Source organism: Acetobacter aceti NBRC 14818, assembly GCF_000193495.2.
GTDB classification, from domain to species: domain Bacteria; phylum Pseudomonadota; class Alphaproteobacteria; order Acetobacterales; family Acetobacteraceae; genus Acetobacter; species Acetobacter aceti.
This window is the reverse complement of record NZ_AP023410.1, coordinates 946,417-972,812: the sequence shown is the minus strand read 5'-3', so window position 1 is coordinate 972,812 and position 26,396 is coordinate 946,417. Positions and strand designations below refer to the sequence as shown.

The following is a 26,396-nucleotide window of genomic DNA, read 5'->3' as shown; positions in this document are numbered from 1 at the left end:
ATGGCCACTCGTTCCCGATCCTCCCTTGAGGGAAATCCCGCCCTTCTGTTCCAGCCTGAGCGCCAGCCTCCCAAGGAGAAGCGCTTCCGCATGGAAGTGGTGTCAGAGTATGAACCCGCCGGCGACCAGCCGACGGCAATCCGTGAACTGTCCACTGGTGTGCAGGAAAATCTGCGGGATCAGGTGCTGCTTGGCGTGACCGGTTCCGGCAAGACCTTCACCATGGCCAAGGTCATTGAGGCCACGCAGAAACCCACGCTCATTCTCGCACCCAACAAGACGCTGGCGGCCCAGCTCTATGGTGAAATGAAGCAATTCTTTCCCAACAACGCGGTCGAGTATTTTGTCAGTTACTACGACTATTACCAGCCGGAAGCGTATGTGCCGCGTTCTGACACGTACATAGAAAAAGACAGCCAGATCAACGAACAGATTGACCGGATGCGGCATGCGGCCACACAGGCGTTGCTAGAGCGGAATGACGTCATCATCGTCGCGTCGGTTTCCTGCATCTACGGTATCGGATCGGTTGAAACCTATTCCCGCATGGTCGTGCGGCTGGAGGTCGGTGGTGAAATCGACCGTGACAAGCTGATCAAGGGGCTGGTGGAGCTTCAGTATCGACGGAACGATGCAGCCTTTGTGCGTGGTGCGTTCCGTGTGCGGGGAGAGAGTATTGATATCTTCCCGTCCCAGAACGAGGACCGTGCCTGGCGGGTGTCCCTGTTTGGCGACGAGATCGACCAGATCATCGAGTTTGACCCGCTGACGGGTGAAAAGACGGCCGATCTTCAGGAAGTCAGTCTTTACGCCAACAGCCACTATGTTACGCCGCGTCCGACGCTCAATCAGGCGATTGTAGGCATCAAGCAGGAGCTGAAGCAGCAACTCGCGAAGTTCATCGAGGAAGGTAAGCTGCTGGAGGCAGAGCGTCTGCAGCAGCGCACGACCTTTGATCTGGAAATGCTGGAAACAACCGGCGTCTGCAAGGGTATTGAGAACTACTCACGCTATCTGTCAGGTCGTGCCGCAGGGGATCCGCCGCCGACATTGTTCGAATATCTGCCGGAAGACGCCCTGCTGATTGTAGACGAAAGCCACGTCACGGTGCCTCAGATTGGCGGCATGGAGCGGGGAGACCATGCGCGCAAGTCCGTGCTTGCCGAGTTCGGGTTCCGCCTGCCGTCCTGCCTCGATAATCGTCCGCTGAAGTTCGAGGAATGGGAGGCTTATCGCCCTCAGACGCTTTTTGTCAGTGCAACGCCCGGTCCTTGGGAGATGGAGAGGACAGAGGGTGTTTTCAGTGAACAGGTCATTCGTCCCACGGGTCTGATCGATCCTGTGACGGAGGTGCGTCCGGTCGAACGGCAGGTGGATGATCTGCTGGCTGAGTGTCGGGAAACGATCGGCAAGGGAGGGCGTGTGCTTGTCACTGTTCTGACCAAGCGCATGGCCGAGGATCTCACGGAATATCTGGATGAGGCGGGGATCAAGGTTCGGTATCTGCACTCGGACATTGATACGCTCGAACGGATCGAGATCATCCGCGATTTGCGGCTTGGCGCGTTTGATGTGCTGATTGGCATCAACCTTCTGCGAGAAGGTCTGGATATTCCGGAATGTTCGCTTGTTGCGATCCTTGATGCTGACAAGGAAGGTTTTCTGAGATCGAAGACGTCCCTGATTCAGACCATTGGCCGTGCTGCCCGTAACATTGACGGACGGGTGCTGCTGTATGCGGATCGCATGACCGACAGCCTGCGTTACGCCATTGAGGAGACGGCGCGTCGTCGTGAAAAGCAGTCTCTCTGGAATACCGAGCATGGCATCACGCCACAGGGCGTGCGCAAGCAGATCGGCAACATTGTCGGCTCCGTGTTCGAACAGGATTATGTGACAGTCACGCCGACGCAGGGTGCGGAAGCCGACGAGTTTGTCGGCAAGAATCTCGATCAGACGATTGCCGAACTGGAGAAGAAGATGCGTGCGGCGGCGGCTGATCTCGAGTTCGAGACAGCGGCTCGTCTTCGTGATGAAGTCAAACGGCTTGAAGCCCTGCAACTGGGCATCGAGCCGCCGCCACCGACAGCGCCTCGTCAGAAGGCGGGGGGGAGTCGGAAAAATAGCGCACCTGTGCCGCTGGGTCCGGGTGGAGGCGGCTACGATCCCGAGAAGAAGCGCGGGCGGGCGAGGGGACGCAGCAAAGCGAAATAAAAGTGTTGGTTTCGTTATCGGTCACCAAAGGCAACATCTCGTCAGTATTTGAAAAAATTCCTTACGGAAACGGGAAAATTTGCCCTGATTTTGCCTTAAATGAGGTCTCCTGTAGCCTGAGAAAAGCGCCTCTGTCCTTGCCGGGTTTATCGAATGGACAGATACAAGGGGAAAATTCCTCATGAACGATACAATGAAGCAGGAAAAGCGGGACGTTTCAGTCTCACCACTTTCCGGAATCGTACGTCTTCGGCGTAAAACAGCACGTTTCTGTGCAACCTGCGCAATGGGTGCCTGGGTTGTGCTAGGCGCTGTGCCGTTTCTGATCATGCTGATCGAGCTGATCTGATAAAAACGGAACCAGAAGGGCTGGGACAAACTGTTGCGAAAAGAAACGCGTCAGTCGGTCCTGCTGTCTGGTTGCCGCAACGTAGGCTGTCCGATCAGATAGCCCTGAATTTCTTCACATCCATGCGCTTCCAGAAAACCAAGCTGTTCTTCGGTTTCAACGCCTTCTGCGCAGCAGGTCATGTTCAGGGCGTGAATCATATAGAGTGTGCAGCGAAGAACCGTTTCGACCCGGCTGTCGACCCCGACGCGACGTACAAATGAGCGGTCCAGCTTGACCTGATCGAAGGGGTAGTTGGTCAGACGTTCCAGTGCGCCGAAACCGGTTCCGAAATCATCCAGAATAAGCCGGACGCCCATTCCCCTGATTCTCGCAAGTTCCTTTCGGACAATATCGGGAGATCCGAAATCGCTTTTCTCCGAGAACTCAATCTGGAGACGGAGAGGATCCAGTCCGCTTGTTTTCAGGGCCGATCCGATTGTTGTGGCGACCCGTTCTGTCGCCAGCCATGAGGGAGACACGTTCACACTCAGTCCGAGTGGCTCTTTCCAGTTCTGGGCCTGATGACAGGCGGTGTGCAGCACCCAGGAATCGATATCCTCGATCAGGCCAGCCTGTTCGGCGCAGCGCAGGAACTGTGGGGGATCGACATCGCCGTGATCGGGCCGTTTCCAGCGTACGAGCGCCTCAAATGTGACAACGTGCTCTGTTCCGGTCTCAAGAACAGGAAGCCAGTTCAGAGTGAAGGCATTATCGATCAGCGCCTGCCGGAGGTCACTTTCCATGCCGACTTCATCCGCATGGGCGTGCGCAATCTCCGGAGCAACCCGGTTGATCAGGGGGCCTGCACGCAGCCCCCTGATACGGGCCAGAGCGGCGTTCGCGAAACTGACCAGCGTGTGTGTATCCGGCGCATCGAACGGATAACAGGCCCAGCCGATATACGGTTCGAAAGGAAATCCGTCCTTGGGAGCGATGACTTCATGCTGCATGCGTCTGAGCAGATCGTCAGCAAGTGTTTCCGCCTCCGATACGTCCTTTTCGACAGGAATCACGATGGCGAAGCTTCCGCCCCCCAGATGCACAGTAAAGCAGCGGGCGGGGATAAATTCGCGGATCAGCGAATAAGCCCTTTCGATGAGGGCATCGGAAGCAGGCCAGCCATCCCGGTCATTGATGGGGCTGATCTTGCCGAGGTCAAGCCGGAGAAGCGCCAGAGGCGTGGAGGAAGAAATTTCAGCCGGCGATATTCGTGTGTCGAGATACCGTGTCAGATCAGATATCCGTCCAGTATGGCTGATTTTTTTCCGGATTTCAGGAGAGCTGACGTTGGCCGTCAGCGTCGCCAGTCTGGTGAGTGCCGGGGACGGAAAAGGCTCCGTGCTGCTGTTCAGGCACAGCACCAGCACCTTGTGGCCGTCTTTCGACCCAATAGGTTTGCTGGCCCAGGAACGGAAGCCATGGACAGGCTCAGGGAACAGGCCGGCTTCTACCCCGCCTTCAGCGGACAGTCGTGCTGTGGATAGCTTCAATGCGTCAATCAGCGACGAGGCCGTAAAGGCTTTTTCATGATCCGTGCTAAAACACAGGATTGTCGGTACCGAACCCGTTTCGAGTATAACGGCAGCTTCGCAAGGCAGAAGTTGCGGCAAGAGATGGCATAGTGCGCTGCCAGACACATCCGGGCCGTTTTTGTCTGCCTTGTTATCACTCATCGTAGCCATGGCCTTTGCGAAGAAGGCTGACGAGAAAGAACGGCTCCCCGCGTGCCTCTGTATCGATTGGTCTCTGTGGTAGCAGAGGCCCGTAAATCTAAAATTAATGACACAATAATCAAAAGTTAGATGACTCTCTTGTTGGTGTTATGCCTGTAAAATGGAAGCAAAATTACTTTTTTTAAACAAGGATAGAAGGCAGAGAATATTCTCGGGCACATCACGTTGCCGTTTCATCTGTCCTGATAGGGTTTCAGCCGTCTGGCGGGCAAGAACAAGCAACGAGCCAATATCAATGTCACAATTCTCCGGATCGGCCAGCCTGAAGCCCGGTAGCCCCGATTGACGTTTCCCGGTCACGTCACCACCACCCCGAACACGGAAATCCTCATCGGCGATGAGGAAACCGTCTTCCGTTTCCCGTAGAAGACTCAGGCGCTGACGGGCGACCTGTCCCATCTCGCTTCCATGCAGGAGCAGGCAGAACGACTCGGCAGCGCCACGTCCCACCCGTCCGCGTAGCTGGTGCAGTTGCGCGAGCCCGAAGCGTTCCGCGTGTTCGATCACCATGACGGTGGCGCTTGGCACATCAACGCCTACTTCGATGACCGTCGTGGCGACAAGCAGCTTCGTACGTCCTTCGGCAAAGTCGGTCAGCGCTGCTTCGCGCACGGCAATATCCTGTTGTCCGTGCGCCAGACCAACCCCAAACCGTTCCCCGAACCGTTCGGCCAAAGAGACATGCCGGGCTTCCGCCGCCGCGATGTCCAGCGCCTCACTCTCGCTGACCAGCGGACAGACCCAGAAAATCCGTGCGCCCGACTTCAGCGCCCGTTCCAGACCGGCAAGCACGCCCTCGAAAGAGTCTGGTCCATGCACGGACGTCCGGATGGGCTTTCGACCGGCGGGCTTGCTGTCCAGACGGCTGACTTCCATCTCGCCCCACTGCGCCAGCAGGAGCGTGCGGGGAATGGGCGTGGCGGTCATGACCAGCATGTCCACGGCGTCGCCCTTGGCGCCGAGCGTCAGACGCTGTCCGACGCCGAAACGGTGCTGTTCGTCCACCACGGCCAGAGCCAGATCATGATAATGCACGGCGTCCTGAACTAAGGCGTGTGTGCCCACAATCAGAGAGGCGGACCCATCCGCAATGGCGGCAAGCGCCTCACGTCGGGCTTTGCCGCGCACTGAACCAGAGAGAAACACGACCGGAACCGGAGAAAGCCGCTCGAATGTCGCGAAATGCTGGCGGGCGAGGATTTCCGTGGGGGCCATGATCGCCGCCTGCGCCCCGGCCTCAGCGGCCCGGAGCATCGCCAGAAGCGCCACCAGCGTCTTGCCCGCACCAACATCGCCCTGAAGCAGACGCACCATGCGCCGAGGAGCAGCAAGGTCGATGTCGATTTCCCTGAGCGCCTTCGACTGGGCGGAAGTGAGGGTGTGCCCAAACCGCGCGAGGGCTTCCCGACGCAGATGGCCGTCGCCTTTCAGGGACCGTCCGGGACGCGACCGGTTGGCCTCCCGCGCCAGAAGGGTGGCGATTTGGTCGGCCAGCAGTTCATCCGCCGCCAGCCGCTCGCGTGCCTTGCGCCGGCTCTCCCGCCATGTCTCGCCTTCCTGAAACTCCGGCACGTCGCCGGGGAAGTGGGTCCAGAGCAGCGCTGTCCTGAAATCGGGCCAGTTGCGCTTTTTCACGACAGCCGGATTTTGCCATTCGGGCAAATCGCTCGGCACGCGGGCAAAGGCGCGGCGCATCGCGGCCCGCACCTGACCGCCGAACAGACCTGCCGTCAGCGGCCAGACGGGATCGAGCGGAGGAATATGGTCGTCGGCTGAGACGAAATAGTCGGGCGTGTTCATGACCTTGCGGCCATTGAACAGTTCGATGCGGCCGGACACCTGCATGGCGGCGTTCAGGACGGCGCGTTTGGCCATCCATTTCGAGAAGAACGCGATATCGAGCGTGCCAGTGTTGTCGGCGAGCGTGACCGTCCAGGGCTGCCGTCTGTGCGCCGGTTCGGATATCCGCGTCACCGTTCCGGTCAGAGTCACGATCTGACCCGGATCAAGGGCTGCGATCGTTGAGCGACAGCGCCGGTCGATGACATTTTCGGGCATCAGGAACAGCAGATCAATGATCCGGCTACCGCCAGAAACCCGCGACAGCAGCTTGACCGTCGCCTCACCAATGCCGGGGAGGGCGGTCAGAGGTTCCAGAAGCGGCGCGACGCAGGCAGGTGGCTGCACTGCCTCCGTTTCTTGCGGGGCAGGCATGACCTCACCCGCCCGTGAGGGGGACTGCGGGCGAACTGGTCTGGACACGGACGGCGCAACGGCCTTTCTTGTCGGGCTGACAGGCATCAGTCATGAGGCTATAGGACACCACAGCCATGGAACAAAACGAAACCGTATCTGCCCCGGAATCAGCGCAGGGCTCTGAACCCGATCTTGAGACACGGCGGCGGCGTCTCGTCTTCCGGGCGCGTCATCGCGGCACCTTTGAGACCGACATTCTGATCGGTGGTTTTGTCGATCGAAACGTCGATAAAATGGATGCAGCCGACCTCACCGATATGGAAGCCGTGCTGGAAATGCCTGACCCCGATCTGTCGGACTGGCTGTTCGGGCGTCTGCCTCTGCCGAAAGAGCGCGAGACTCCCATGCTGGTGGCCATGATCAAGGACTGCCGGGCGCAACGCGGCGAAGACTGAACTTTCTCTCTCTCTGACTGATGGACCTCTCCCCGATGGACGCGGACGCACGCAACACCCGGACAGCCACCACAGCCGCGACCACCGTCTGGGGTGCGCCGGATGGTTTTGATGCGCTCCTGCTGGTCAAGCGTGCCCGTGAACATAACGGGCCGGTTCTCCACGTCGCCAAGGACGATGCCGCGCTCAATCGGCTTGGCGAGGCATTGGACTACATGGGAGAGAAGACGGAGGTCCTGCGTTTTCCGGCGTGGGACTGCCTCCCGTATGACCGCGTTTCTCCCAATCCGGTTCTGATCGCCGAGCGTGTCGCCACCATGACGCGCCTGCTTGAACCGACAAAGGCGAAAGGCGGTCGGATCGTTCTCACCACGCCTGCCGCCCTGATGCAGCGTGTGCCGCCACGTTCAGCGTTTGAAGGTCAGTCGCTTGAAGTGGCGCAAGGTGAAAGTCTCGATCAGTCCTTTCTGATCGAACTGCTGATCGCCAACGGTTACACCCGCACCGATACGGTAATGGAGCCGGGTGAATTCGCTTCCCGCGGCGGAATTTTCGACCTGTTTCCGGCGGGACAGCCCGAGCCGGTCCGTCTCGATCTGTTCGGTGACGAGGTCGAGAACATCCGCTACTTCGACCCCGGTACCCAGCGTTCCACAGGCAAGGCCGAGAGGCTGACTCTCCGTCCTGTGTCCGAGTTTTCGCTCGACCCTGACAGCATCTCGCGTTTCCGTTCCGCATGGCGCGATCAGTTCGGGCAGGCTGCCGCGACGGATTCGCTGTACGAGCATGTCAGCGACGGGCGGCGCTATACCGGCATCGAACACTGGTTGCCGCTGTTCCATGCGGACATGGAAACGCTGTTCGACTACCTGAAAAATCCGGCCATTTCGCTCGATCATCAGGTGGATGAATCTCTGGCGGCGCGCATGGAGATGGTGCAGGACCATTACGAGGCGCGAAAGACGCCGCCGCGTGAAGGGGAAACGCCCTATCGCGCCCTGCCGCCACATCTGCTGTATCTCGACCGCAAGGGCTGGGACGCCGCGCTGTCGCGTTTCCCGGTCACGAAATTCAGTCCCTTCGCCAAGCCGGATGGCGCGGAGGGGATCGATGCGGGCGGTCGTCCCGGCATCATGTTCGCCAAGATGGCTCCGCAGGGTGAGCGCGAGAAGGTCTTCGATCTGATCGCCGATTACGCGCAGCAATGGGCGCAGACGAAGCGTCGTTGTTTTGTTGCCGCATGGACCAAAGGTTCCCGTGAGCGGATCAAGACGCTGCTCATGGAACATCGAGTGGCGGTTGAGACGTTCGACAGCTGGGATGCTGCCAGCAAGATGAAGGCCGGTCCGGTCGGGTTGCTGATCTTCGGCATCGATCGTGGTTTTGTTGGCGATGATATCGCCATCGTTTCCGAACAGGATCTGCTGGGCGAACGGATTGGCCGTCCGCCGCGCAAGCGTCGTCGCGCTGATGAACTGATTTCCGAAGCGGGCGAGATCACCGAGGGCGATCTGGTTGTCCATCAGGATTACGGCATCGGGCGTTATGACGGGCTGGAGACGGTCAGCGTTGGCGTTGCGCCGCATGACTGTTTGCGCCTGCTCTATGATGGCGGCCAGAAGCTCTATCTGCCGGTGGAGAACATCGAACTGCTGAGCCGCTTCGGCTCGGATCAGGCAGGTGTTGCGCTCGACAAGTTGGGTGGTGTGGCGTGGCAGGCCCGCAAGTCCAAGATGAAGGAGCGCATCCGCGATATGGCGGGCTCTCTTATTCGCACGGCGGCGGCGCGTGCGCTCCGGGAAGCGCCTTCACTGGCTCCGCCAGAAGGGTTGTGGGAGGAGTTCTGCGCCCGCTTCCCGTTTGTGGAAACGGACGATCAGGCCCGCGCCATCGCTGATGTGATTGAGGACATGGCGTCCGGGCGTCCGATGGATCGCCTCGTCTGCGGCGATGTCGGCTTCGGCAAGACCGAGGTGGCGCTCCGTGCGGCGTTCGTAGCGGCAATGTCCGGCACACAGGTGGCGGTAGTGGTGCCAACCACGCTGCTGGCCCGTCAGCATTTCCGTACGTTTGAGACGCGCTTTGAAGGCTTCCCGATTCACGTCGCGCAGCTTTCGCGCATGGTCACGGCCAAGCAGGCGACCGAAGTGCGCAAGGGCATTGCTGACGGCACGGTGAACATCGTGGTCGGCACGCATGCGCTGCTGGCCAAGACCGTGAAATTCGCTGATCTGGGCTTGCTGATTATCGACGAGGAGCAGCATTTCGGCGTGAGCCACAAGGAGAAGCTGAAAGCCCTGCGCGAGGATGTGCATGTGCTGACGCTCTCCGCCACACCGCTTCCGCGCACGCTCCAGCTTTCCCTGTCCGGTGTGCGCGAGATGAGCCTGATCGCCACGCCGCCGACCGATCGTCTGGCTGTGCGCACGTTCATCATGCCGTTCGACAGCGTGGTGATCCGCGAGGCGATCCAGCGCGAGCGCTTTCGTGGCGGGCAGATTTTCTGTGTTGCGCCGCGTATCGAAGATCTGAACCGTCTGGCGGAACGTCTGGCCGACATTGTGCCGGATGCGAAAGTTGTTCAGGCGCATGGTCAGTTGTCGCCCACCGACCTTGAGCGGGTGATGACGGAATTTGCTGATGGTAAATACGACATTCTGCTTTCCACTAACATCGTAGAAAGCGGACTGGATATGCCGTCCGTCAACACGCTCATCATCCATCGCGCTGACATGTTCGGGCTGGGGCAGCTTTATCAGCTCCGTGGGCGTGTCGGGCGCGGCAAGCAGCGTGGTTATGCTTATCTGACATGGCCACAGACGCATCTTCTTTCCGCTGCCGCCCAGAAGCGGCTTGAGATCATGCAGACGCTCGACACGTTGGGTGCGGGCTTCACGCTGGCCTCGCATGACCTTGATCTGCGTGGCGCGGGTAATCTGCTGGGTGATGAGCAGTCCGGTCATATCCGTGAAGTGGGTATCGAGCTTTATCAGCAGATGTTGCAGGACGCTGTGGCGGATCTGCGGGCTGAAAAGGGCAAGGCCAAGCGGGAAGACCGCGACTGGACGCCGAACATTGTCCTCGGCCTGCCGGTTCTCATCCCCGACACCTATGTCACGGATCTTCCTGTCAGGCTCGGCTTGTATCGCAGGATCGCCTCGCTGGCGTCGGCTGCCGAGGATGAGGCGATGGAAGCCGAACTGGTGGATCGCTTTGGTGAAGTGCCGCCTGAGCTGAAAAACCTGCTCAATGTGGTGGCGATCAAACGGTCCTGCCGTGCCGCCGGTATTGAGCGTGTGGAGGCGGGTCCGAAAGGCATGGTGATCCAGTTCCGGGGCAATCACTTCGCCAATCCGGATGGACTTATCCGCTGGATGGGCAAGTGGACGGATGGGCAGATCCGTGTCCGTCCGGACCAGAAACTGTCCATCGTGCGCGAATTGCTCAATGCGCAGCGGGTGGGGCTGGCGCAGAAAGTGACGGCTGTTCTGGCTAAGCTGGCGGCAAAGGTTGAGGGGTAGAAAGACTATCCCTCTCTTTTTGGATGGTCAGGCCTTTGTCAGATGGCGTCGTTGCAAAACGCCATGTGGTTCATAGGCAGACTTGCTCCGTGAACTTTGCGTTTATACGTTTTTTCGCTCTGCGCGGCCATAAGTCGCGTTCAGACGTTCTTCCAGATAGTCTCTTCCGGTAACCGGCGGATAATGCGGATGATCTTCCGGCCCGCTGAGTATGGGATCTACGATTGCGTCATCATCCGGATCCAGGAAAAAGGCGACCGAATAGCGCTCCCGTGCAGGGCGAAGAACCCGATGCGGCGTGGAGACATAAACATCGTTACTCCAGCGCATAAGGCAGTCGCCGATATTGCAGATAAAGGTGCCCGGAATGAGCGGGGCATCTATCCAGTCCTGTCCTCTGGGACGGACCTGCAGTCCGGACACGCTGTCTACTGCGAGAATGGTGACATTGCCGTAGTCAGTATGAGCGCCTGCTCCCGGCACATCCTCATCCCAGGAGGTGGAGGGAGCCGGATAATGAAGTAGGCGCAGCGTGGCTTGCGGATTTCGAAAACTTTTTACGAAAAAATCTTCTTCAACGCCCAGATCACGAGCAAAACCCCGGTGAAGGGCGGCCCCAAGATCAAGACAGGTTGAGAAATACGAGCGCATGATATCGCGCCATCCCGGTATATCAGGCCAGACGGAATCCGCATCAGTTTCATCCAGACTGATATTGAAGGCTTCCTTGTGATCCGGTTTCGACCGCGTATCCAGACGTTCGACACCAAGTCCGACATAACCGCGATTGCGGCCAAGTCGACTCATTGCAAGTCTGTTTTTTTCCTCAGTCGGTTGTCCGAAAAACGCATGAGACGCATCAAAAACGGTCTGGAGTGTGGACGGAGACATGCCGTGCCCTGAAATATAGAAAAAACCTGTTTCCCGGCTGGCTCTTCCGAGAGCACGCGCGGTTTCTGCGCATCCCTTTTCTGCTCCCACACGCAGGGGAGAGATATCTATGACAGGAATTTCATGTGACACGGTCAGGCTCTCTTACGGCGGCAATGGCGGCCTGTGCCGCCATCATCCGATCTCAGAATGACGTGGAAATCGTACCTGTCATGCTGAAGCGAGGTTCAACCATGAAAGAGTTTCCATATCCAGTGCTTGGTGCGGAGTTGCCGCTCCAGACCGGGTGTGTGTTGGCGTCGCTGCCTCTGTAGACCACACCCATCGCGCCGGTCCGGACGACAGAGCCGGTCAGGTTTGTAAAGTTCAGACGGAAAGTCGGAGACTTTGCGAACATGAAGGGTTGAAAGTGATATCCCAGAGAAAGCGTGTCGGTGACATATCCCGGAATATGCTGATCGCCAGCAACGCTGACAGACTGAGGGCCGGTGTAATGCACTGTTCCGTTCGCGAAAAATCCTTTGTAGGTATAGGTCAGACCGAAATTCGCCACCACATGCGGTGCCAGAACGGCCTGCGAACCCTTCGAGTGGATCATGGTGTTGGTATAGGGATCCATTACGTCGCTGTCCTGCGTGGCATGCAGATATTCGACAGAAGCAAACGGGCTGAAACCATGGATGGGACGTCCGGAAATCGAGACATCGAAACCACGCATGGTCTGATTGCCGATCGAGAACGGCAGGAAGCTGTTCATGCCGATATACTGGTTCACGATGCGGTTTGTCACATTGTAATTGAAGAACGCGACATCGGCGATGATGTATTTGTCATTATAGCGATATCCCAGTTCTTCCTTGATGGAATACTGATTTTTGAGAAAATTAGGACTGGTGGGCATCCAGCCCATGTCAACGGCGCTCGGCTGACGATAGTCACCTTCGGCATTGATGTAGATCTGGTTGTGCTCGTTGATCTTGTAACCGATTGAAAGCTGAGGAAGCGGCTCGGTCGTGTTTTTGCTGTAACGGTTATAGGGGTCAGACGTCCATGAATTGACCATCACGAATTTGAACCCGCCATGAATAGTGAGGCGATCCTGAAGGTATTTCGCAGTTTCTTCCAGAAATAGTCCGTGAATTTCGTATCCGGCATTCTGTCCATAGGGAGATGTTGTCTTGTAAAGAGCCCAGGGGGAGGGCGGTGTGCCGTTCGTGTTGGTCAGGCCAGTCGGATAGGACTGATCGGTATAGTCGTTCTCATACCAGTAACCGCCGGTAATATGGTTATGATGATCAATCTCGTAATTCAACTTTGACACAGCGCCAACTTGCTTGGTTGAGTTCTGGAGAAAGAAGCTGGTCAGATTTTGTCCTGCACTATCATATCCGCCGGGAGCTGCATCCCAGCCCTGACCAAAGCTGAAATAGGGTTGAAGATCGAACGAGAACTTCGCTGGAAGAACAATATGCACAGGTGCAGTCAGAAAAATCTGGTTCCAGTGATCGAGGCTGTTCTTCCAGTAGTTGTCGCTGGAGGACTGGGCTGATCGTCCCCAGCCTTCGCCCGTCTTCTTGTACCGAAGAAATTCCTGTGTCGTGGGGTAGTTGTCGATCGTGAAATCGGCATTGTTCCATGAGAGGAACAGCTTGGCGTTTGAACCGTTATCCCAGTCTTTCTGGAGCCCGAAGTCAATGTGGTGTCGCTGATTGATGCCGGAACCCATCCAGCTGCGGCTATGACTGTTCGAGAATGACAAATAGCTGCGTACACCACTATTGCCGATCTCGCCGGATTCCAGTCGTATGAACTCCCGGGAGAGATTGTTGGTGCCGTAAGAGAAGTCCACCATACCCCCGAACTTGCGGGCAGCAGTATGAGTGTGCTCTTCAAGGACGCCGCCTGCAGCAGACATCGCTGGAAGCGCTGTTGCAGAACTTCCCGGGGTGACGGTGATCATCTCCAGATTTTCGGAATCAAGATTCTCACTCATGTATTTGGCTGCGGCTGCAGGAGCGCCGTCGATCATCAGGGCCATATCGAGATCTGTCAGACCACGTACCTGAATCATACCGCCCTGCATGCCGCTGGTGTCAGGTGTCGAGACACTCAGGCTGGGAACATTCTTGACGAGATCCAGTGCCGTGCTGGATCGGTGAACGCATGCTGATGAACTGTTTTGTGACGGTCTGCACAGTATGAGGCGCTGTCTCGACCCGCATCATGCCACCACCGCCGTTCAAGGACTGCCGTGATCTGGTAACTTTTATCTCTTCTGTACCTTTGGCGTAGGCTTTTGCTGGTGTGTGGACTGCATGAGAAGAGATGGAGGGGCCTGACGTCGCAGCATTTTTCGCTGATTTATAGTGTTTTGCCGGTGATGCGGCCTGTGCTTCAGGCAGGAAGGCAAATGCAGAGAAAACGCTAGCCAGACAGGTTATCGTATACAGACGTTCTTTGGTTCGAACCATGGCGGTAAAAGATGTATAAACAATACACCTATTGCGCTTCCGTATACAATTCTGCATGTGGCCTTCCTGAATCTCTCAAGATTTTTCGGTCGCTTTCCGATTCGATATCGGAATGTGTCATTTCGATATCGTTTTGGTCTATGGGGATATAAAGCATTTCTATGATGCCTTTTCCAGCACCTCAGACCTTTTCACGAAGGCGGATTGGTTGAGAAGCATACAGCCGTTGCTTTATTGCAACATAAATCCGATGGCTCTTTAAATCTGCCAGTAACTCTCAAAGTGAGCTCGGAATGTATTGAGATCTAGCTCAGTGCCAGATTGCAGATGAGGCGTTGTTTGAAAAAGCCGGTCTTGTCGTGAGATCCGGTCCCCGCCTGGTTCGGGGGTAGCCCGGACTTTGTGTGCTTCGGGATGCAAGGAGTGGTAGTTTATGTTTAAATCATAAGGCTGTGCGTAGGCCGCATTAAGTGTTCGCTGCACATTTCCTCCTCATCGTTGTCAGAGGCTTCTGGTCTTCCTTACAAGTCTGCGACCGAATAATGTCGTCGTGATAAGTAACCTGTCTTGCTCAAATGGCTGTCGTGCAGGCAGCGCCTGAATTCGATTACGTAAATTATTTTTCCTTCTGATCAGCTGCCATGTCTCGACCTGTCTGAGATAGTCTTCTCAAAACTCAGGAAACGTCTGATTGATGTTGCAGCAAGCGTACAAAATATTGGTTAGTATAGAATAAATTTTTTGATCAAAACAATGAATTTTTTCTTCAATCCTTCAGGGTATTATGCAAAAAAAGAAAATAATGTTGTAATTTTTAATTGCGTAACGTATTATATTTTAAAAATTCATGCTTGTAATTATTTAAGAGCTCCAGTTTTTCGCGAAATCGGCATAAAGAGTCAGGCCACCATCAACATACAATGTCTGGCCAGTAATGTAGGAAGCCAGTCCAGAGGCCAGAAAAAGCACTGGTTCTGCAATTTCATCAGGTTTTCCGGGGCGGCCCATAGGAATATGTGATGACACAGTTTCATATTTCTGTGGATCGTTCATCCAGGCGTCATTCATGGGTGTGAGAATCGCGCCGGGTGCGACACCGTTTACGCGAATGCCGCGCGATGCGTATTCCAGTCCCCATGTCCTGACCATATTGCCTACGGCGCCCTTGCTGGCGGAATAGGCGAGAAAAGCAGGTTTCGGGATGATCTGATGCACCGAACTGTTGATGATGATACTTCCTTTGGTGCCGGTGTGCAGCCAGCGTTTAAGCACCTCACGCACACAGAACATGACGCCCGTAACGTTCACACTCATGACCTTCATGAAGTCTTCGTATGTAACGTCTTCGGAAGGTGATTCCGAAAGAACGCCTGCATTGCAAATCAGAACATCGAGGCCACCGAAATCACGGAAGGTCTGATCGATCGCGTTGATGACCGACTGTTCATCGGCCACATCGGCAGGACTGGAGATATGAGGTCCAGAACTTACGGCAGGAAGAGTAGGGAGGAAAGCGTCCAGTTTATCCTTGTGACGTCCATTGACGGCAACACGTGCGCCTTCCCGTGCAAAAGCATGGGAAAGGGCCTGACCGATGCCCTGACTGCCTCCACTGATAAAAACTCTCTTGTTCTCAAACTGTCTGCTGGAGAGCGTTGAAGGCATGACAGGTCTCCCGAAGGTTGATGTTTCAGAGAGACAATGCATCGGGAGAGAGGTGGTTGCGTTGCTCGCTGTTTATTCGATTTCTGTGTCCGCAAAAATCTTAGGCCGCACAGCGTTTTCTGGCAGATTTCATTGCTTTTTATAGGACGGTCTTCAAAGATCCCTGGTCCTGCATGAAGGCCGCCAGTAAGGAGTAGGGCCGTTCAGATGACGACCTTTTTTACAACCTCAAGGCCATGGGTGCGGCAGCAGTCATAAAAAACTGACAATTTCTCACGAGGTACAAAAGCATGGTTCCATGAATGGTTATCAAACGCAATTCTCTCGTCGAGAATGGCCATGTCATGACGAAGTCTGAAGTCATAATATCCCACAGAGGGGAGGAAACTATTAAAGAAACCTGTATCAGAGGAAAGTATTTCGCAGAATATAATTGGCCTGTTTCTTTTTATTGTCTCAATGGCGCCTTTCATGAAGGATGGTTCGTGCCCTTCTATATCTACTTTTATAACTGATATATTTTCATATAGACCAAATGAGTCCATGGTTTTTACGTCAACACTTATCGTGTGACTTATGTTGTCCTTGAACGTGCTTTCAAGGGAGCAGCTCGTTTCCAGAACGCCATGAGAATCATCGGGGATATAGAGTGGAAGGGTCCCTTCCTGATCGCTGAGAGCGTAGGGAAAAAGAGAGACACGCTGATCATAGCCGTTGACGATGACGTTCTTTTGCAACGCCTCTCGGACCAGGGGATAAGGCTCAAATGCCAGAACTTTGATTTCCGGAGATGTGGCGCAGGCCAGAATGGTATATATGCCACTATTGGCCCCGACGTCGAGGAAAGTGCCGCCCATTCTGGACAGACTCGCCATAATCATTATTGGGAGAGGCTGCTCAAATGATCCGTTTCTGATTTGTTGGGCTATCTGGTCCTTGCCATCCACATCATCGAAAAAGAAATCTCGTCCTGCAAATGAAATTGATTTTTCCATTGGTTTCCCGTTTCAACTATGACGATAAAATATATTACAATAACCATGTGATAAACAAGTAAATTTGAGTGCATCCAGCATGAAATGTCAGCCGGGAATTCAATGTCGCAATTGTGTTGGAAGGATCAATATTGGAGGAGAAAATATCCCGACAAGTGACAGGTTCAGGATGAATGGTCATCTGTCCCTCCAAGCCGCTTCTTGTGAAAGGCGTGTGGGGTCGCGTGCCATGTAAGGTGTGAAGTCATTGCACATCAGTTTCTCTTTCGTGTAGGTCTGTTGCGTTATCGTAAGAAAGAGAGCGAGCTGAAATGCGGATTGCCGGACTTCAGACAGCAGGAACGCCGGGTGACGTGGCTGCCAATCTGCGGGAACTGGATCGGGCTGCCGGGGAGGCGCGTACGCTTGGAGCCGATCTGCTTGTTACCCCCGAACTGTTTGTGACGGGTTATGACATTGGTGAACGTCTTTTTGAACTCGCCAGGACAGACCCGATTCCTGCGATCAGGGAGATCGCTCAGCGGCACAGTCTCGCAATCCTTGTAGGCTTTGCGGAAAATACACCGGAAGGTTTCTATAACAGTGCCGTCATGTTGACGTCTGAGGGGCATGAAGTGCTGCGTTATCGCAAGCAGCATCTCTTCGGTGAACTGGATCGCCATTTCTTTCTGCCGGGCGACGCCAATCCTGAAGTCGTGTCGTTCATGGGCATTCGGATTGCTACAATGATCTGTTATGATGTCGAGTTTCCCGAATATGTGCGGGCCACAGCTCTGGCAGGGTGTGAACTGCTGCTTGTCCCGACGGCGCAGATGGAGCCTTTTACTTTTGTCGCCCGTGAAGTGATCCGTGCGCGGGCATGGGAAAACCAGATCTATCTCGCCTACATCAATCATGATGGACGCGAAGGTAACACTCACTATGTGGGCAACAGTCAGATCGTGGCTCCGGACGCTTCTGTTCTGGCACGCATCGAACGTGGCGACGGTCTGATTGTTGCCGATGTGGAGCCCGGTCTGGTTGCCCGCGCCCAGCACGACAATCCCTATCTTCAGGACAGGCGGCCATCCGCCTATCGATCTCTGATCTCCGACCCACGAAAGGAAAGAGCATGAAGAAAACCGACACCTCTTCACCGCAAGGACGCCTTTCCGGTAATCTGGGTGTGGCGGAGATCATCTTTATGGTCGTGGCGGCTGCTGCGCCTCTGACTGTGGTCAGTGGAAACGTGCCGCTTGCCATCGCTCAGGGAAATGGCCCCTACGCCTGGACCGGCTTTGTCGCAGCGGCGCTCGTGTTGATGCTGTTTTCCATCGGCTTTGTCGCCATGACGCCCTATATGAAAGAGGCGGGCGCGTTCTTTTCCTATATCCGTGAGGGGCTTGGCAAACGTATCGGCTGCGGCGGGGCTTTCGTGGCTCTGCTGACCTATACCGCCATTCAGGTTGGCGTTTACGGCTTCTTCGGCTGGGCGGTTGATGACGCCATCAGGGAGTGGGGAGGTCCGCATCTTCCCTGGTGGCTTTATGCCTTTGGGGTGCTGGCTGTGGTGGGCGTGCTTGGCTATCGGCACATTGAACTCAGCTCGCGTGTCCTCGGTATCGCGCTGATTCTGGAAATCGGTGTGGTAGTCATCATGAATGCAGCCATCGTGATGCATCCATCTCCCGTTCCGGCTCCCGTGACCACAGATGCGGCAGAGCCAATGGGGCCATTTGCCGTGGCGCTTCTCTTCGCCATCACGGGCTTTCTGGGGTTTGAAGCCACCGCGATTTTCCGGGACGAGGCGCGTGATCCTGAGCGCACCATTCCTCGTGCGACTTATGGTGCTGTGGCGATCATCGGTGTGTTTTACGCCTTTTCCTGCTGGTGCCTGATTGAAGCCTGGGGCGCTGATTCCGTGACCGCCGTAGCCCGCAAATATCTGGCAGACGGCGGCAATATGGTTCTGGATACGGCCAGCCGCTATGTGGGCACGGGCATGCGCAACGTCATGGAAGTATTGCTGCTGACCAGCCTGTTCGCCTGTCTGCTTTCATTCCACAACATCATTGCGCGCTATCAGCTTGTGCTTGGTCGTGAAGGCATTCTGCCCGGTTTTCTGGCGCAGACCCATTCCCGTCATGCCTCACCGCACAGTTCTTCTGTGGTGCAGACCATTACGGCGTTCCTGCTGGTTGGTGTTGCCGCATTGTCCGGGGCCGATCCGCTGGTGACGGTTTTTGGCTCGATGGCTGGTATCTCGACAGTGGGAATCGTGCTGCTGATGATTCTCACATCTGCCGCAGTGGTCATGTTCTTTCGGAACAATAGAATAAAGAAGGCTGGAAGCCTGTCGACAAACTGGTGCCCGGTTCTGTCCGTGTTTGTGCTGGCCAGCGTGCTGTTTATCATTCTTGATAACTTCACGACCATTACGGGTCTTTCTTTGGGGATCAGTACGTTTCTGGCTGTTATGCCCTTTGTCGCGCTGCTGGGCGGTTGGTGCCTTGGTGGGCGCAGGGTGAATGTTCCGGGGCAAATGCCGCAAGGACAGGAAGTGTAATCGTCTCGTTTTGCAAATATAGAGGGAAAAGTATTGGTCTTTTCTCTGTTCTTTGAGTCTATCCAGAAGGCAATAAAAAAGCCGGGCATCTTGCGCCCGGCTCCCTATCAGCGAATTGGCCAGGGCTTACTTCTTTTCGAACGCGCCGGCGATCATCAGGGTTACATCGTCACCGACCACAGGCAGGTATTGGCTGACACCGAATTCACTGCGCTTCACCGTAGCTGTGCCTTCAAAACCGATGGTATAGGCCTTGTCCATCGGGTTGACGCCTGCACCGATGAAGTGAGCATGAAGCGTGGCTGGCTTGGTGATGCCGTGGATGGTCAAGTCGCCGGAAATATCAGCTGCCCCTTCACCCGTCGGGGTCACGCTGCTTGAAACGAAGGTTGCGGTCGGGAACTGGGCTGCATCAAACCAGTCGGCACTTTTCAGTTCATCGGTAAGACGAGGGCTTGTCGTCTGAACGCTGTCGATTTTCAGAGTGACATCAAGCTTCGTCCTGTCGAGATGCTTGGGATTGAATTTCAGTGTGCCGGAAGCATCTGAAAACAGACCACTATAGTTGGTGAAACCGAAATGCAGCAGGGAGAAAATAACCTGTGTATGCCCCGGCTCGATTGCATACTGACCCGATGGAATATCGGCGGGAAGTGGCGCAGCGCTGGCGGTTCCCAATGTGGCGATCAGGCCGAAAGCGGCCAGAGAGGAAGTGAGGAGAGTTCTTTTCTTCATCGATTTATCCTTTGCTTGAAAAATTGAGTTATCCGAAGCGGAAGCCCGAAAGGGCTTTCCCCATCACCACATCGCTGTATGTGCGCGCTCCACGATCCTGCCCGGCGGCACCGGCGGCGATCATGATGGAGAGAAGATGTTCTTCGCGTGGGTGACATATCCGCGCGCCGGGCGCCTGTTCCCAGTTGACCAGCGCCTGATCCCGCTCGGCAGGGGCTGCTTCCACGGTCCGGGAAAGCCAACTGTCGAATGTTCGCGCAATGGCGTCCGTGGAGGGATCGCCCGTCATGAACTGTCGGAGATTGTGGTAACTCATGCCGGTTGCGACAATGAGGACATTCTCGTCCCGCAAGGGGGCGAGGGCTCGTCCGACACGGAGTTCCTCGGCTGCATTCATGTCTTCACGCAGCGACAGTTCCACGATGGGAATGTCGGCCTCCGGAAAGGCAAGCATGAAGGGGATGAACACGCCGTGGTCCAGTCCGCGACTGTCATCCTCGGCGCTCGGTATGTCAGCCTGCGTGAGCAATGATCGCACACGAGCAGCAAGAGCGGGCGAACCGGAGGCGGGGTATTTCAGATGATAGGTGTGGTCTGGAAATCCGTAATAATCATAGAGCAGAGAATGTTTTTCTGCTGTCGTGACTGTCGGCACACGGGTTTCCCAGTGGCCCGAAACCACAAGAATGGCTGAGGGTTTGCGCGGCAGCGTAGCGGCAACGCTCCGAAGGTGGGCTTCCATCTTGTCCCACCCTGCCCAGTCCATGAAAAAGCATGGTCCACCACCATGAGGCAGGAACAGAACTGGCTGACGTTCCTCTCTGGTGTTAGCGGTGTCAGTCATGGGATTGCCCTCCGACAGTGTGCTTAATCGAAGAATGGCATCCAACCTAAGTTGTGATAATGTCTGTTTCAGGCAAGATATCTGGAACTGTGGGTGTGAGATGCTGGACCGGGTGACAAGCATGCAGGTCTTTGTGCGTGTGGTTGCACAGGGCAGTTTTGCCGCAGCCGCCCGCACCCTGTCTCTCTCCCAGACCATGGTGACGCGCCATATTGTGGCGTTGGAAGAGCGTCTGGGCGTGACGCTGTTTCACCGCAGTACACGTCGTCTGTCGCTGACGGAGGCGGGAAAGGGGTATCTTCTTGGTTGTCAGCGGGTTCTGGGCGCTCTCGATGAGATGGAACATGAGACGGCTGCCGGAGGGCGCGAGCCACTGGGAAGATTACGCCTGAATGCGCCTGTTTCTTTCGCCATCAGATACCTTGGACCTGTCTTGCCGGAATTCAGCAGGCGGTATCCCAAGGTTTCCGTCGAACTTGGGCTGGATGATAGTCTGGTCGATCTGATCGCGCAGGGCTGGGATCTGGCTCTGAGAATCAGACGGATGGAAGCGAGTAGCCTGAAAGCACGTAGACTCACTTCCATTCGTTTTGTCGTGTGTGCGGCACCGTCTTATCTCAGACAGTATGGTGCGCCAAAAACAGTGTCTGAATTGGCATCACATGTGTGCCTTGGTTACACGCTCAGTGAAGCTGTCGGTGTCGGGCGATGGAGTTTCGGCAGAAATGGCGAGGTGACGGTACCGATCTCCGGGCCGCTGAGCGCGAATAACGGTGACGTGCTGATGGAGGCGGCCCTGGCTGGAATGGGAATTATCTACCAGCCTCTGTTTATTGTGGCTGATGCCGTTCGCAAGGGTGACCTGACAATTTTCGAATTGGACATGCCTCTTCTGGAAGGGCCAGAGTTGCAGGCAGTCTACACTCCTGCTCTGACAGTACCGCTCAAGACCCGTGTCATGATTGATTATCTGGTGGAGTGTTTCGGCGAGAAACCTCCCTGGGAAATCTGAAAAAGGTGCTGTCCATGCAAGGTGGACAACACCTTTCGACACGAGAGGCAGAGCCCGATCAGCGGCTCATCAGCACAAGTTGTGTATTGTTTTCCAGAACATGGCGCGTCACGCCTCCGAGAATGAGCTGACGCAGGCGGGAATGGGAATAGGCGCCCATCGCCAGCATGTCGGCACCGAAATCCTGACAGGCTCCCAGAAGTCCTTTTCCGATATCGCGGTCAATAGCCTGAAATTCCTGCCGGTCGGCTGCGATGCCGTGCATGGAAAGATAGTCCACGACTTCCCGGGCATCCGGACCGCGACGCTGATAATCTTCGCAATGAAGAACGCGGACTCTCTCGGACGTGCTGGCCCATGCGAGAACCCCACGAAGCGCCGAAGCGGCTTCTGCCGTGCCATTCCATGCGATGCACACGCGCTTTACAAAGTGAGGCATCGGTATACGGGGTGCAATGACGGCAGGACGTCCGCTATCGAAAAGCACAGCGTGGAGAGCTTCGGAGGAAGACACTTCGTCCCCACTGTCCGGGTGTGGCACCAGCGTGAAATCGGAAAGCCGGGCATGCCACGGGATGACCTCGCTTTCTGCGCCTTTGAGGACGTTGAAGCTCATGCTCGGCCGTCCCTGCGGAAACGGGATACGGGGAGGGACGGCTTCGATGTCCGGTGTCCGGCTTGCGAAATCCTCGAAGGCGTTCTGCACTTCACGGGAACGCTTGCCGCCTTCCTTCTCGGCGGAAGCGATGAGTTCTTCCACCATGCCTCCGGTCAGACCTTCGCCCGCGAGAGGTGCAATGTCACGCCCATCCGATCGGACATGCAGAACGGCGAGATGGGCCGAGAAACGGCGGGCGAAGTTGGCGCCGGAGACAAAGGCGGCTTCGGAATTTCGTGCGCTGCTGAGAGGAAGAAGAATTTTGCTGACCTGCTTCATGATGCGCTCCTGCCGTTAGGACTTATTGCTCTTGCTGTACTGGATAAACGCGCGAAATGGCCAAAAGTTACGGTACTGAGAAATATGTGATGATTTGAGAACAGCAAGATGTGAATAGGGGAAATGAGTAACAGTCTGGGGTGATTTCTAATACTTTGGTATGTAATAAAAATAGATCTTTCTTTGAAAGGGATCGTGAGAGGGCATACTTGCTCGGTGCCGGCATGGCGTGAGGGGCGTGTATGGCGTACAGTCCGCGGTAAGCATGGTTACGCAGGAGCAGGCCGTCATTCGCGCTGTCACATCCATTGATGTCGCCCGGTTGGCCGGTGTCTCCCAGTCAGCAGTCTCACGGGCGTTCTCTCCCGGGTCCAGCATTTCGGACCAGACGAAACAGAAGGTTCTGGCCGCTGCGGAGAGCCTCGGATACCGACCAAACCGCATCCCGGCCATCATGCTGTCGGGCCGATCCTGCATGGTGGGCGTGGTCATCGGTGGTCTGGAAAATCCGTTTTATGCTACGGCTCTGGAGCGTCTGGCGACCGCATTGCGGGAAAACGGCCTTCAGGTGCTTCTCATGCATGTCGATGACGCCCTGACCCTTGATAATGCGCTCGACCAGTTGGTGAGCTACCGGATCGACGCCATTGTCACGTCACTGGCAATCGGCTCGAAGACGGTGGCGCAAGCCTTGTCCAGACTCCGGATTCCGGTTGTCTGCTTCAACTCGTCTCTGGTCGGGCCATGGATTTCGACCATCAACTCCGACAATCACGGAGCGGGTTTCGCCGCTGCACACCTCATCATGGAAAAAGGCCGCGTGCGTCCGGTGTGGCTGGCTGGACCCGAGCGAAATGCAGCTTCCCTTGCGCGTGGCGAAGGGTTTTTGCAGGGCCTGCAGCAAACAGGCGCAAGCCATATCGAACTGACCCGTCTGCAGGGTGATGACACCTATGACAGCGGCTATGAAGCCATGCTGAGCCTGAAAAGGCAGGGCATCCGGCCGGACAGCCTCTTTGCCAGCAACGACATGATGGCATGCGGTGCGATGGACGCTCTCAGGGAAGAAATGGACCTGCGCTGCCCTGACGACGTCATCATGCTGGGGTACGATAATATCCCACAGGCGGCATGGCGCAGTTACGATCTGACATCGTTCGACCAGTGCACCGGGAAAATGGTCGCCCGCGCTCTAGAACTGCTTGAAAAAGCCTTTCAGGCAAAAGATAGTTCCCATTCGCACACTCACATCATTGACGCGAAATTGATCGAACGTGGAAGCACGCGCCTTCCTCTCTGAACGAGGAAGGGGTTGCATCCGCCCCTGAAAAGCGTGTTGTCTTGCATAGCTATGCAAAACTATTTGCTACCAGTCAGGAGCCCCGTATGAGCGACCAGAATTTTCGCAGCATCCTTACCGGATCCTTCTCCACGCCCTGCGCCGACAACCCGACAGTCGCCATGATCGAGGCAGCCTATCATCACGCCGGGATTGATGCGCGCTACATCAACTGCGACGTGCAGGCCAGCAATCTGGCAGACGCAGTGAAGGGGGCAGTCGCCATGGAGTGGGTCGGTTTCAACTGCTCGCTTCCCCACAAGGTGGCGGTTATCGAACATCTCGACGCACTGACCGATGCAGCCAGAATCATTGGCGCCGTGAACTGCGTCACCATTCGTGACGGCAGGACGATCGGCAACAATACGGACGGCAAAGGCTTTCTGGCCTCTCTCAAGGATGTGGTTGATCCAGCGGGCAAGAAGATTTTCCTGCTTGGTGCTGGTGGAGCCGCACGCGCCATTGCCGTGGAACTGGGGCTGGCTGGTGCAGCCCACATAACCGTGGTCAACCGTGACGCCGCCAAGGCTGAAACCATTGCGGCTCTGGTGCGGGACAACACTGACAGTGAGACAACAGCCACCCCATGGGAAGGAAAGGTCCAGATTCCTGTCGGCACGGATGTTGTCATCAACGCAACCTCGGTAGGGCTTGGCGATGCGAATGCGCTTCCTGAAATCGACCTCAGCACTCTGAAAAAAGGCCAGATTGTTGCAGACGTTATTCCAAACCCGCCGATGACGCGCCTTCTGCGTGAGGCACGCGAAAAAGGCTGCACACCACTTGATGGTCTGGGCATGCTGGTCAATCAGGGCGTGATCGGCGTGGAATTGTGGCTTGGCAAAACCCTTGACGCAGACGTCATGAAAAAGACCCTGCGTGATATTTTCGGTGTGTCCGGCGCAAGCTGAAAACAGCGTTTTCCATTACAGGGGAAGGAGCTTCCCATATGCCAGCCGCCGTGGATCAACCGCATTCGCACAAACATAAACGCGCCCTGACAGCACTGTCTGACATGGGGCATCAGGGTGACCAGACCCGCTCCGCGCGCCGGTATGTGTCCATGGCCGCAGCAGTGGCCGCAGTGGGCGGCCTCCTGTTCGGCTACGACACCGGGATCATCGCCTCCGCCCTGATTTTTGTGACGAAGACCTTTTCACTGTCCACCGCAGGACAGGAATGGGTGGCGGCCTCCCTCAATATCGGCGCTGTTTTTGGCGCTCTGCTGAGTGGGCCTGTTTCGGATCGTTGGGGCAGACGCCCGGCCATCATGGTCGCGGCCGGCATATTTATCGCAGCCTCCGTGGGCTGCGGACTGGCCCCCAATGTCAGCACGCTGATTGCCGCCCGTCTGTGGCTGGGCGCGGCAATTGGTGCGACAACGCAGATTGTTCCGGTCTACGTCGCGGAGCTGGCCCCGGCCTCCCGACGTGGTGGACTGGTGTCGCTGTTTCAGCTCGTCTTTTCGCTTGGACTGCTGCTGGCTTTCCTTGTCGGATATGAACTGTCGGGTGGCGCAGGTGCGTGGCGGGCCATGTTCATGCTCGGCGCCATTCCGGCAATGCTGCTTGGCCTTGGCATGTTCTTTCTGCCGGAAAGCCCGCGATGGCTGCTGCATCACGAGCATGAACCGCGAGCCGTCTCGATCCTCTACAAACTGCGCGGACACAAGGATCTTGTGCGTCAGGAACTGGATGATGTCCTGACAGTCGATCACAAGAAACAGACAGGCTCCACAGGATCGGATCTGAAACAGCGCTGGGTACGTCCCGCTCTGATCGCAGCTCTTGGGGTCGCCGCCTTTTCACAGCTCTCCGGCCCGAATGTCATTGTCTATTATGCTCCCATCATCCTGTCGCAGGCCGGACTTGTTCATTCCGCCGCCCTGCTGACATCGGTGTCCGTGGGCGTCACCTCCACAATCACGACGGCAATGGGAATTGCATTGATCGACAAGGTCGGCCGCCGCCGCATGATGCTCGCCATGCTGCCGATGGCCGCTCTCTCCCTGTTCCTGCTGGGAGCCGTTTTCCTGAGTTCCGCACCGCTGACCGGCGGTCGCCTGATCCTCATGGTTGCATCGCTTCTGGGCTATATCTTCTTTAATTTCGGCTCGCTTTCCGTAGCTGTCTGGCTGATCGCAGCCGAAGTCTTCCCTCTCTGCATCCGCAGCAAGGCCATGGGACTGGCGAGTGCAACGGTATGGCTATCTGACACGCTTGTTTCCCTTGTGACACTGTCTCTTGTTGAGGCGCTCGGCACGACTGGCACCTTCTGGCTGTTCGGCTTTATCAACGTCGCTGCCTTTGTCTTCGTATGGAAATACGTGCCTGAAACAGCAGGAACCACACTGGAAGAAATTGAAGGCGCACTCCGGTCCGGAACCTTTTACACGAATATCGGGCAGCAGGCTGCCAACAATCGCAAATCATGACCTTTTGGGCGGCTCTGT

Annotated in this window: 18 protein-coding genes and 1 pseudogene; 10 read left to right on the top strand and 9 right to left on the bottom strand. The window is 56.1% G+C overall.

All coding sequences use genetic code 11. The features are described from left to right. A complete protein-coding gene (gene uvrB / locus EMQ_RS04400; protein WP_026200209.1) occupies nucleotides 1–2,214 on the top strand; it encodes an excinuclease ABC subunit UvrB in 2,214 nt (737 codons plus the stop codon). A 181-nt stretch (nucleotides 2,215–2,395) separates the two neighbouring features. Further along, a complete protein-coding gene (locus EMQ_RS04395) occupies nucleotides 2,396–2,563 on the top strand; it encodes a hypothetical protein (RefSeq protein WP_010666094.1) in 168 nt (55 codons plus the stop codon). Between the two features lie 50 nt (nucleotides 2,564–2,613). On the opposite strand, the gene EMQ_RS04390 is transcribed toward EMQ_RS04395, so the two are convergent. Together EMQ_RS04390 and recG are read right to left on the bottom strand one after the other, a co-directional pair. Next, nucleotides 2,614–4,278, bottom strand: coding sequence for a GGDEF domain-containing phosphodiesterase (locus EMQ_RS04390; RefSeq protein ID WP_010666093.1), 1,665 nt, complete (start codon nucleotides 4,276–4,278; stop codon nucleotides 2,614–2,616). Nucleotides 4,279–4,425: 147 nt separating this feature from the next. After that, complete coding sequence (gene recG, locus EMQ_RS04385) at nucleotides 4,426–6,552, bottom strand: ATP-dependent DNA helicase RecG (RefSeq protein WP_010666092.1); 2,127 nt, start codon at nucleotides 6,550–6,552, stop codon at nucleotides 4,426–4,428. A 116-nt stretch (nucleotides 6,553–6,668) separates the two neighbouring features. Here recG and EMQ_RS04380 point away from each other — a divergent pair, with 116 nt between their 5' ends. Next, a complete protein-coding gene (locus tag EMQ_RS04380; protein ID WP_010666091.1) occupies nucleotides 6,669–6,989 on the top strand; it encodes an FAD assembly factor SdhE in 321 nt (106 codons plus the stop codon). Nucleotides 6,990–7,024: 35 nt separating this feature from the next. Next, nucleotides 7,025–10,510, top strand: a complete 3,486-nt coding sequence (gene mfd / locus EMQ_RS04375) for a transcription-repair coupling factor (protein WP_010666090.1) — start codon at nucleotides 7,025–7,027, stop codon at nucleotides 10,508–10,510. Between the two features lie 102 nt (nucleotides 10,511–10,612). Here mfd and EMQ_RS04370 read toward each other — a convergent pair whose 3' ends face one another. From EMQ_RS04370 to EMQ_RS04355, 4 genes and pseudogenes are all read right to left on the bottom strand, one after another. Continuing rightward, nucleotides 10,613–11,533 (bottom strand): isopenicillin N synthase family dioxygenase, encoded by a 921-nt coding sequence (locus EMQ_RS04370; protein WP_010666089.1) that lies wholly within the window; start codon nucleotides 11,531–11,533, stop codon nucleotides 10,613–10,615. Between the two features lie 52 nt (nucleotides 11,534–11,585). Next, nucleotides 11,586–13,872 (bottom strand): annotated as a pseudogene (locus EMQ_RS04365) (TonB-dependent receptor). Nucleotides 13,873–14,733: 861 nt separating this feature from the next. After that, on the bottom strand, nucleotides 14,734–15,537 hold the full coding sequence (locus EMQ_RS04360; protein ID WP_010668029.1) for an SDR family NAD(P)-dependent oxidoreductase: 804 nt from the start codon (nucleotides 15,535–15,537) through the stop codon (nucleotides 14,734–14,736). Between the two features lie 203 nt (nucleotides 15,538–15,740). Further along, nucleotides 15,741–16,532 carry an FkbM family methyltransferase gene (locus EMQ_RS04355; protein WP_018308402.1) on the bottom strand — a complete coding sequence of 264 codons (792 nt, stop codon included), beginning with the start codon at nucleotides 16,530–16,532 and terminating at the stop codon, nucleotides 15,741–15,743. A gap of 311 nt (nucleotides 16,533–16,843) precedes the next feature. Between EMQ_RS04355 and EMQ_RS04350 the strand changes: the two genes are divergently transcribed. Both EMQ_RS04350 and EMQ_RS04345 read left to right on the top strand, forming a co-directional pair. Next, nucleotides 16,844–17,647, top strand: coding sequence for a carbon-nitrogen hydrolase family protein (locus tag EMQ_RS04350; RefSeq protein WP_010667811.1), 804 nt, complete (start codon nucleotides 16,844–16,846; stop codon nucleotides 17,645–17,647). Further along, the gene (locus EMQ_RS04345) at nucleotides 17,644–19,077 is read left to right on the top strand and encodes an APC family permease (protein ID WP_018308403.1); all 1,434 of its coding nucleotides are present in this window, start codon (nucleotides 17,644–17,646) and stop codon (nucleotides 19,075–19,077) included. The genes EMQ_RS04350 and EMQ_RS04345 overlap by 4 nt, the downstream gene beginning before the upstream one ends. 126 nt (nucleotides 19,078–19,203) lie before the next feature. On the opposite strand, the gene EMQ_RS04340 is transcribed toward EMQ_RS04345, so the two are convergent. Together EMQ_RS04340 and EMQ_RS04335 are read right to left on the bottom strand one after the other, a co-directional pair. Further along, nucleotides 19,204–19,812 (bottom strand): YceI family protein, encoded by a 609-nt coding sequence (locus EMQ_RS04340; protein ID WP_010668751.1) that lies wholly within the window; start codon nucleotides 19,810–19,812, stop codon nucleotides 19,204–19,206. A 28-nt stretch (nucleotides 19,813–19,840) separates the two neighbouring features. Next, the gene (locus tag EMQ_RS04335) at nucleotides 19,841–20,656 is read right to left on the bottom strand and encodes a DODA-type extradiol aromatic ring-opening family dioxygenase (protein WP_010668750.1); all 816 of its coding nucleotides are present in this window, start codon (nucleotides 20,654–20,656) and stop codon (nucleotides 19,841–19,843) included. Nucleotides 20,657–20,756: 100 nt separating this feature from the next. On the opposite strand from EMQ_RS04335, the gene EMQ_RS04330 reads away from it, so the two are divergent. Further along, a complete protein-coding gene (locus EMQ_RS04330; RefSeq protein WP_010668749.1) occupies nucleotides 20,757–21,668 on the top strand; it encodes a LysR family transcriptional regulator in 912 nt (303 codons plus the stop codon). A 58-nt stretch (nucleotides 21,669–21,726) separates the two neighbouring features. On the opposite strand, the gene EMQ_RS04325 is transcribed toward EMQ_RS04330, so the two are convergent. Beyond that, nucleotides 21,727–22,605, bottom strand: coding sequence for a universal stress protein (locus tag EMQ_RS04325; RefSeq protein WP_018308404.1), 879 nt, complete (start codon nucleotides 22,603–22,605; stop codon nucleotides 21,727–21,729). A 265-nt stretch (nucleotides 22,606–22,870) separates the two neighbouring features. On the opposite strand from EMQ_RS04325, the gene EMQ_RS04320 reads away from it, so the two are divergent. The 3 genes from EMQ_RS04320 to EMQ_RS04310 all read left to right on the top strand — a co-directional run bounded on the left by EMQ_RS04320 (nucleotide 22,871) and on the right by EMQ_RS04310 (nucleotide 26,378). Continuing rightward, complete coding sequence (locus tag EMQ_RS04320) at nucleotides 22,871–23,905, top strand: LacI family DNA-binding transcriptional regulator (protein WP_010668469.1); 1,035 nt, start codon at nucleotides 22,871–22,873, stop codon at nucleotides 23,903–23,905. Nucleotides 23,906–23,991: 86 nt separating this feature from the next. After that, complete coding sequence (locus tag EMQ_RS04315) at nucleotides 23,992–24,855, top strand: shikimate dehydrogenase family protein (RefSeq protein ID WP_010668470.1); 864 nt, start codon at nucleotides 23,992–23,994, stop codon at nucleotides 24,853–24,855. Nucleotides 24,856–24,893: 38 nt separating this feature from the next. Continuing rightward, nucleotides 24,894–26,378, top strand: coding sequence for a sugar porter family MFS transporter (locus EMQ_RS04310; RefSeq protein ID WP_018308405.1), 1,485 nt, complete (start codon nucleotides 24,894–24,896; stop codon nucleotides 26,376–26,378). The last annotated feature ends 18 nt before the right edge of the window (nucleotides 26,379–26,396 follow it).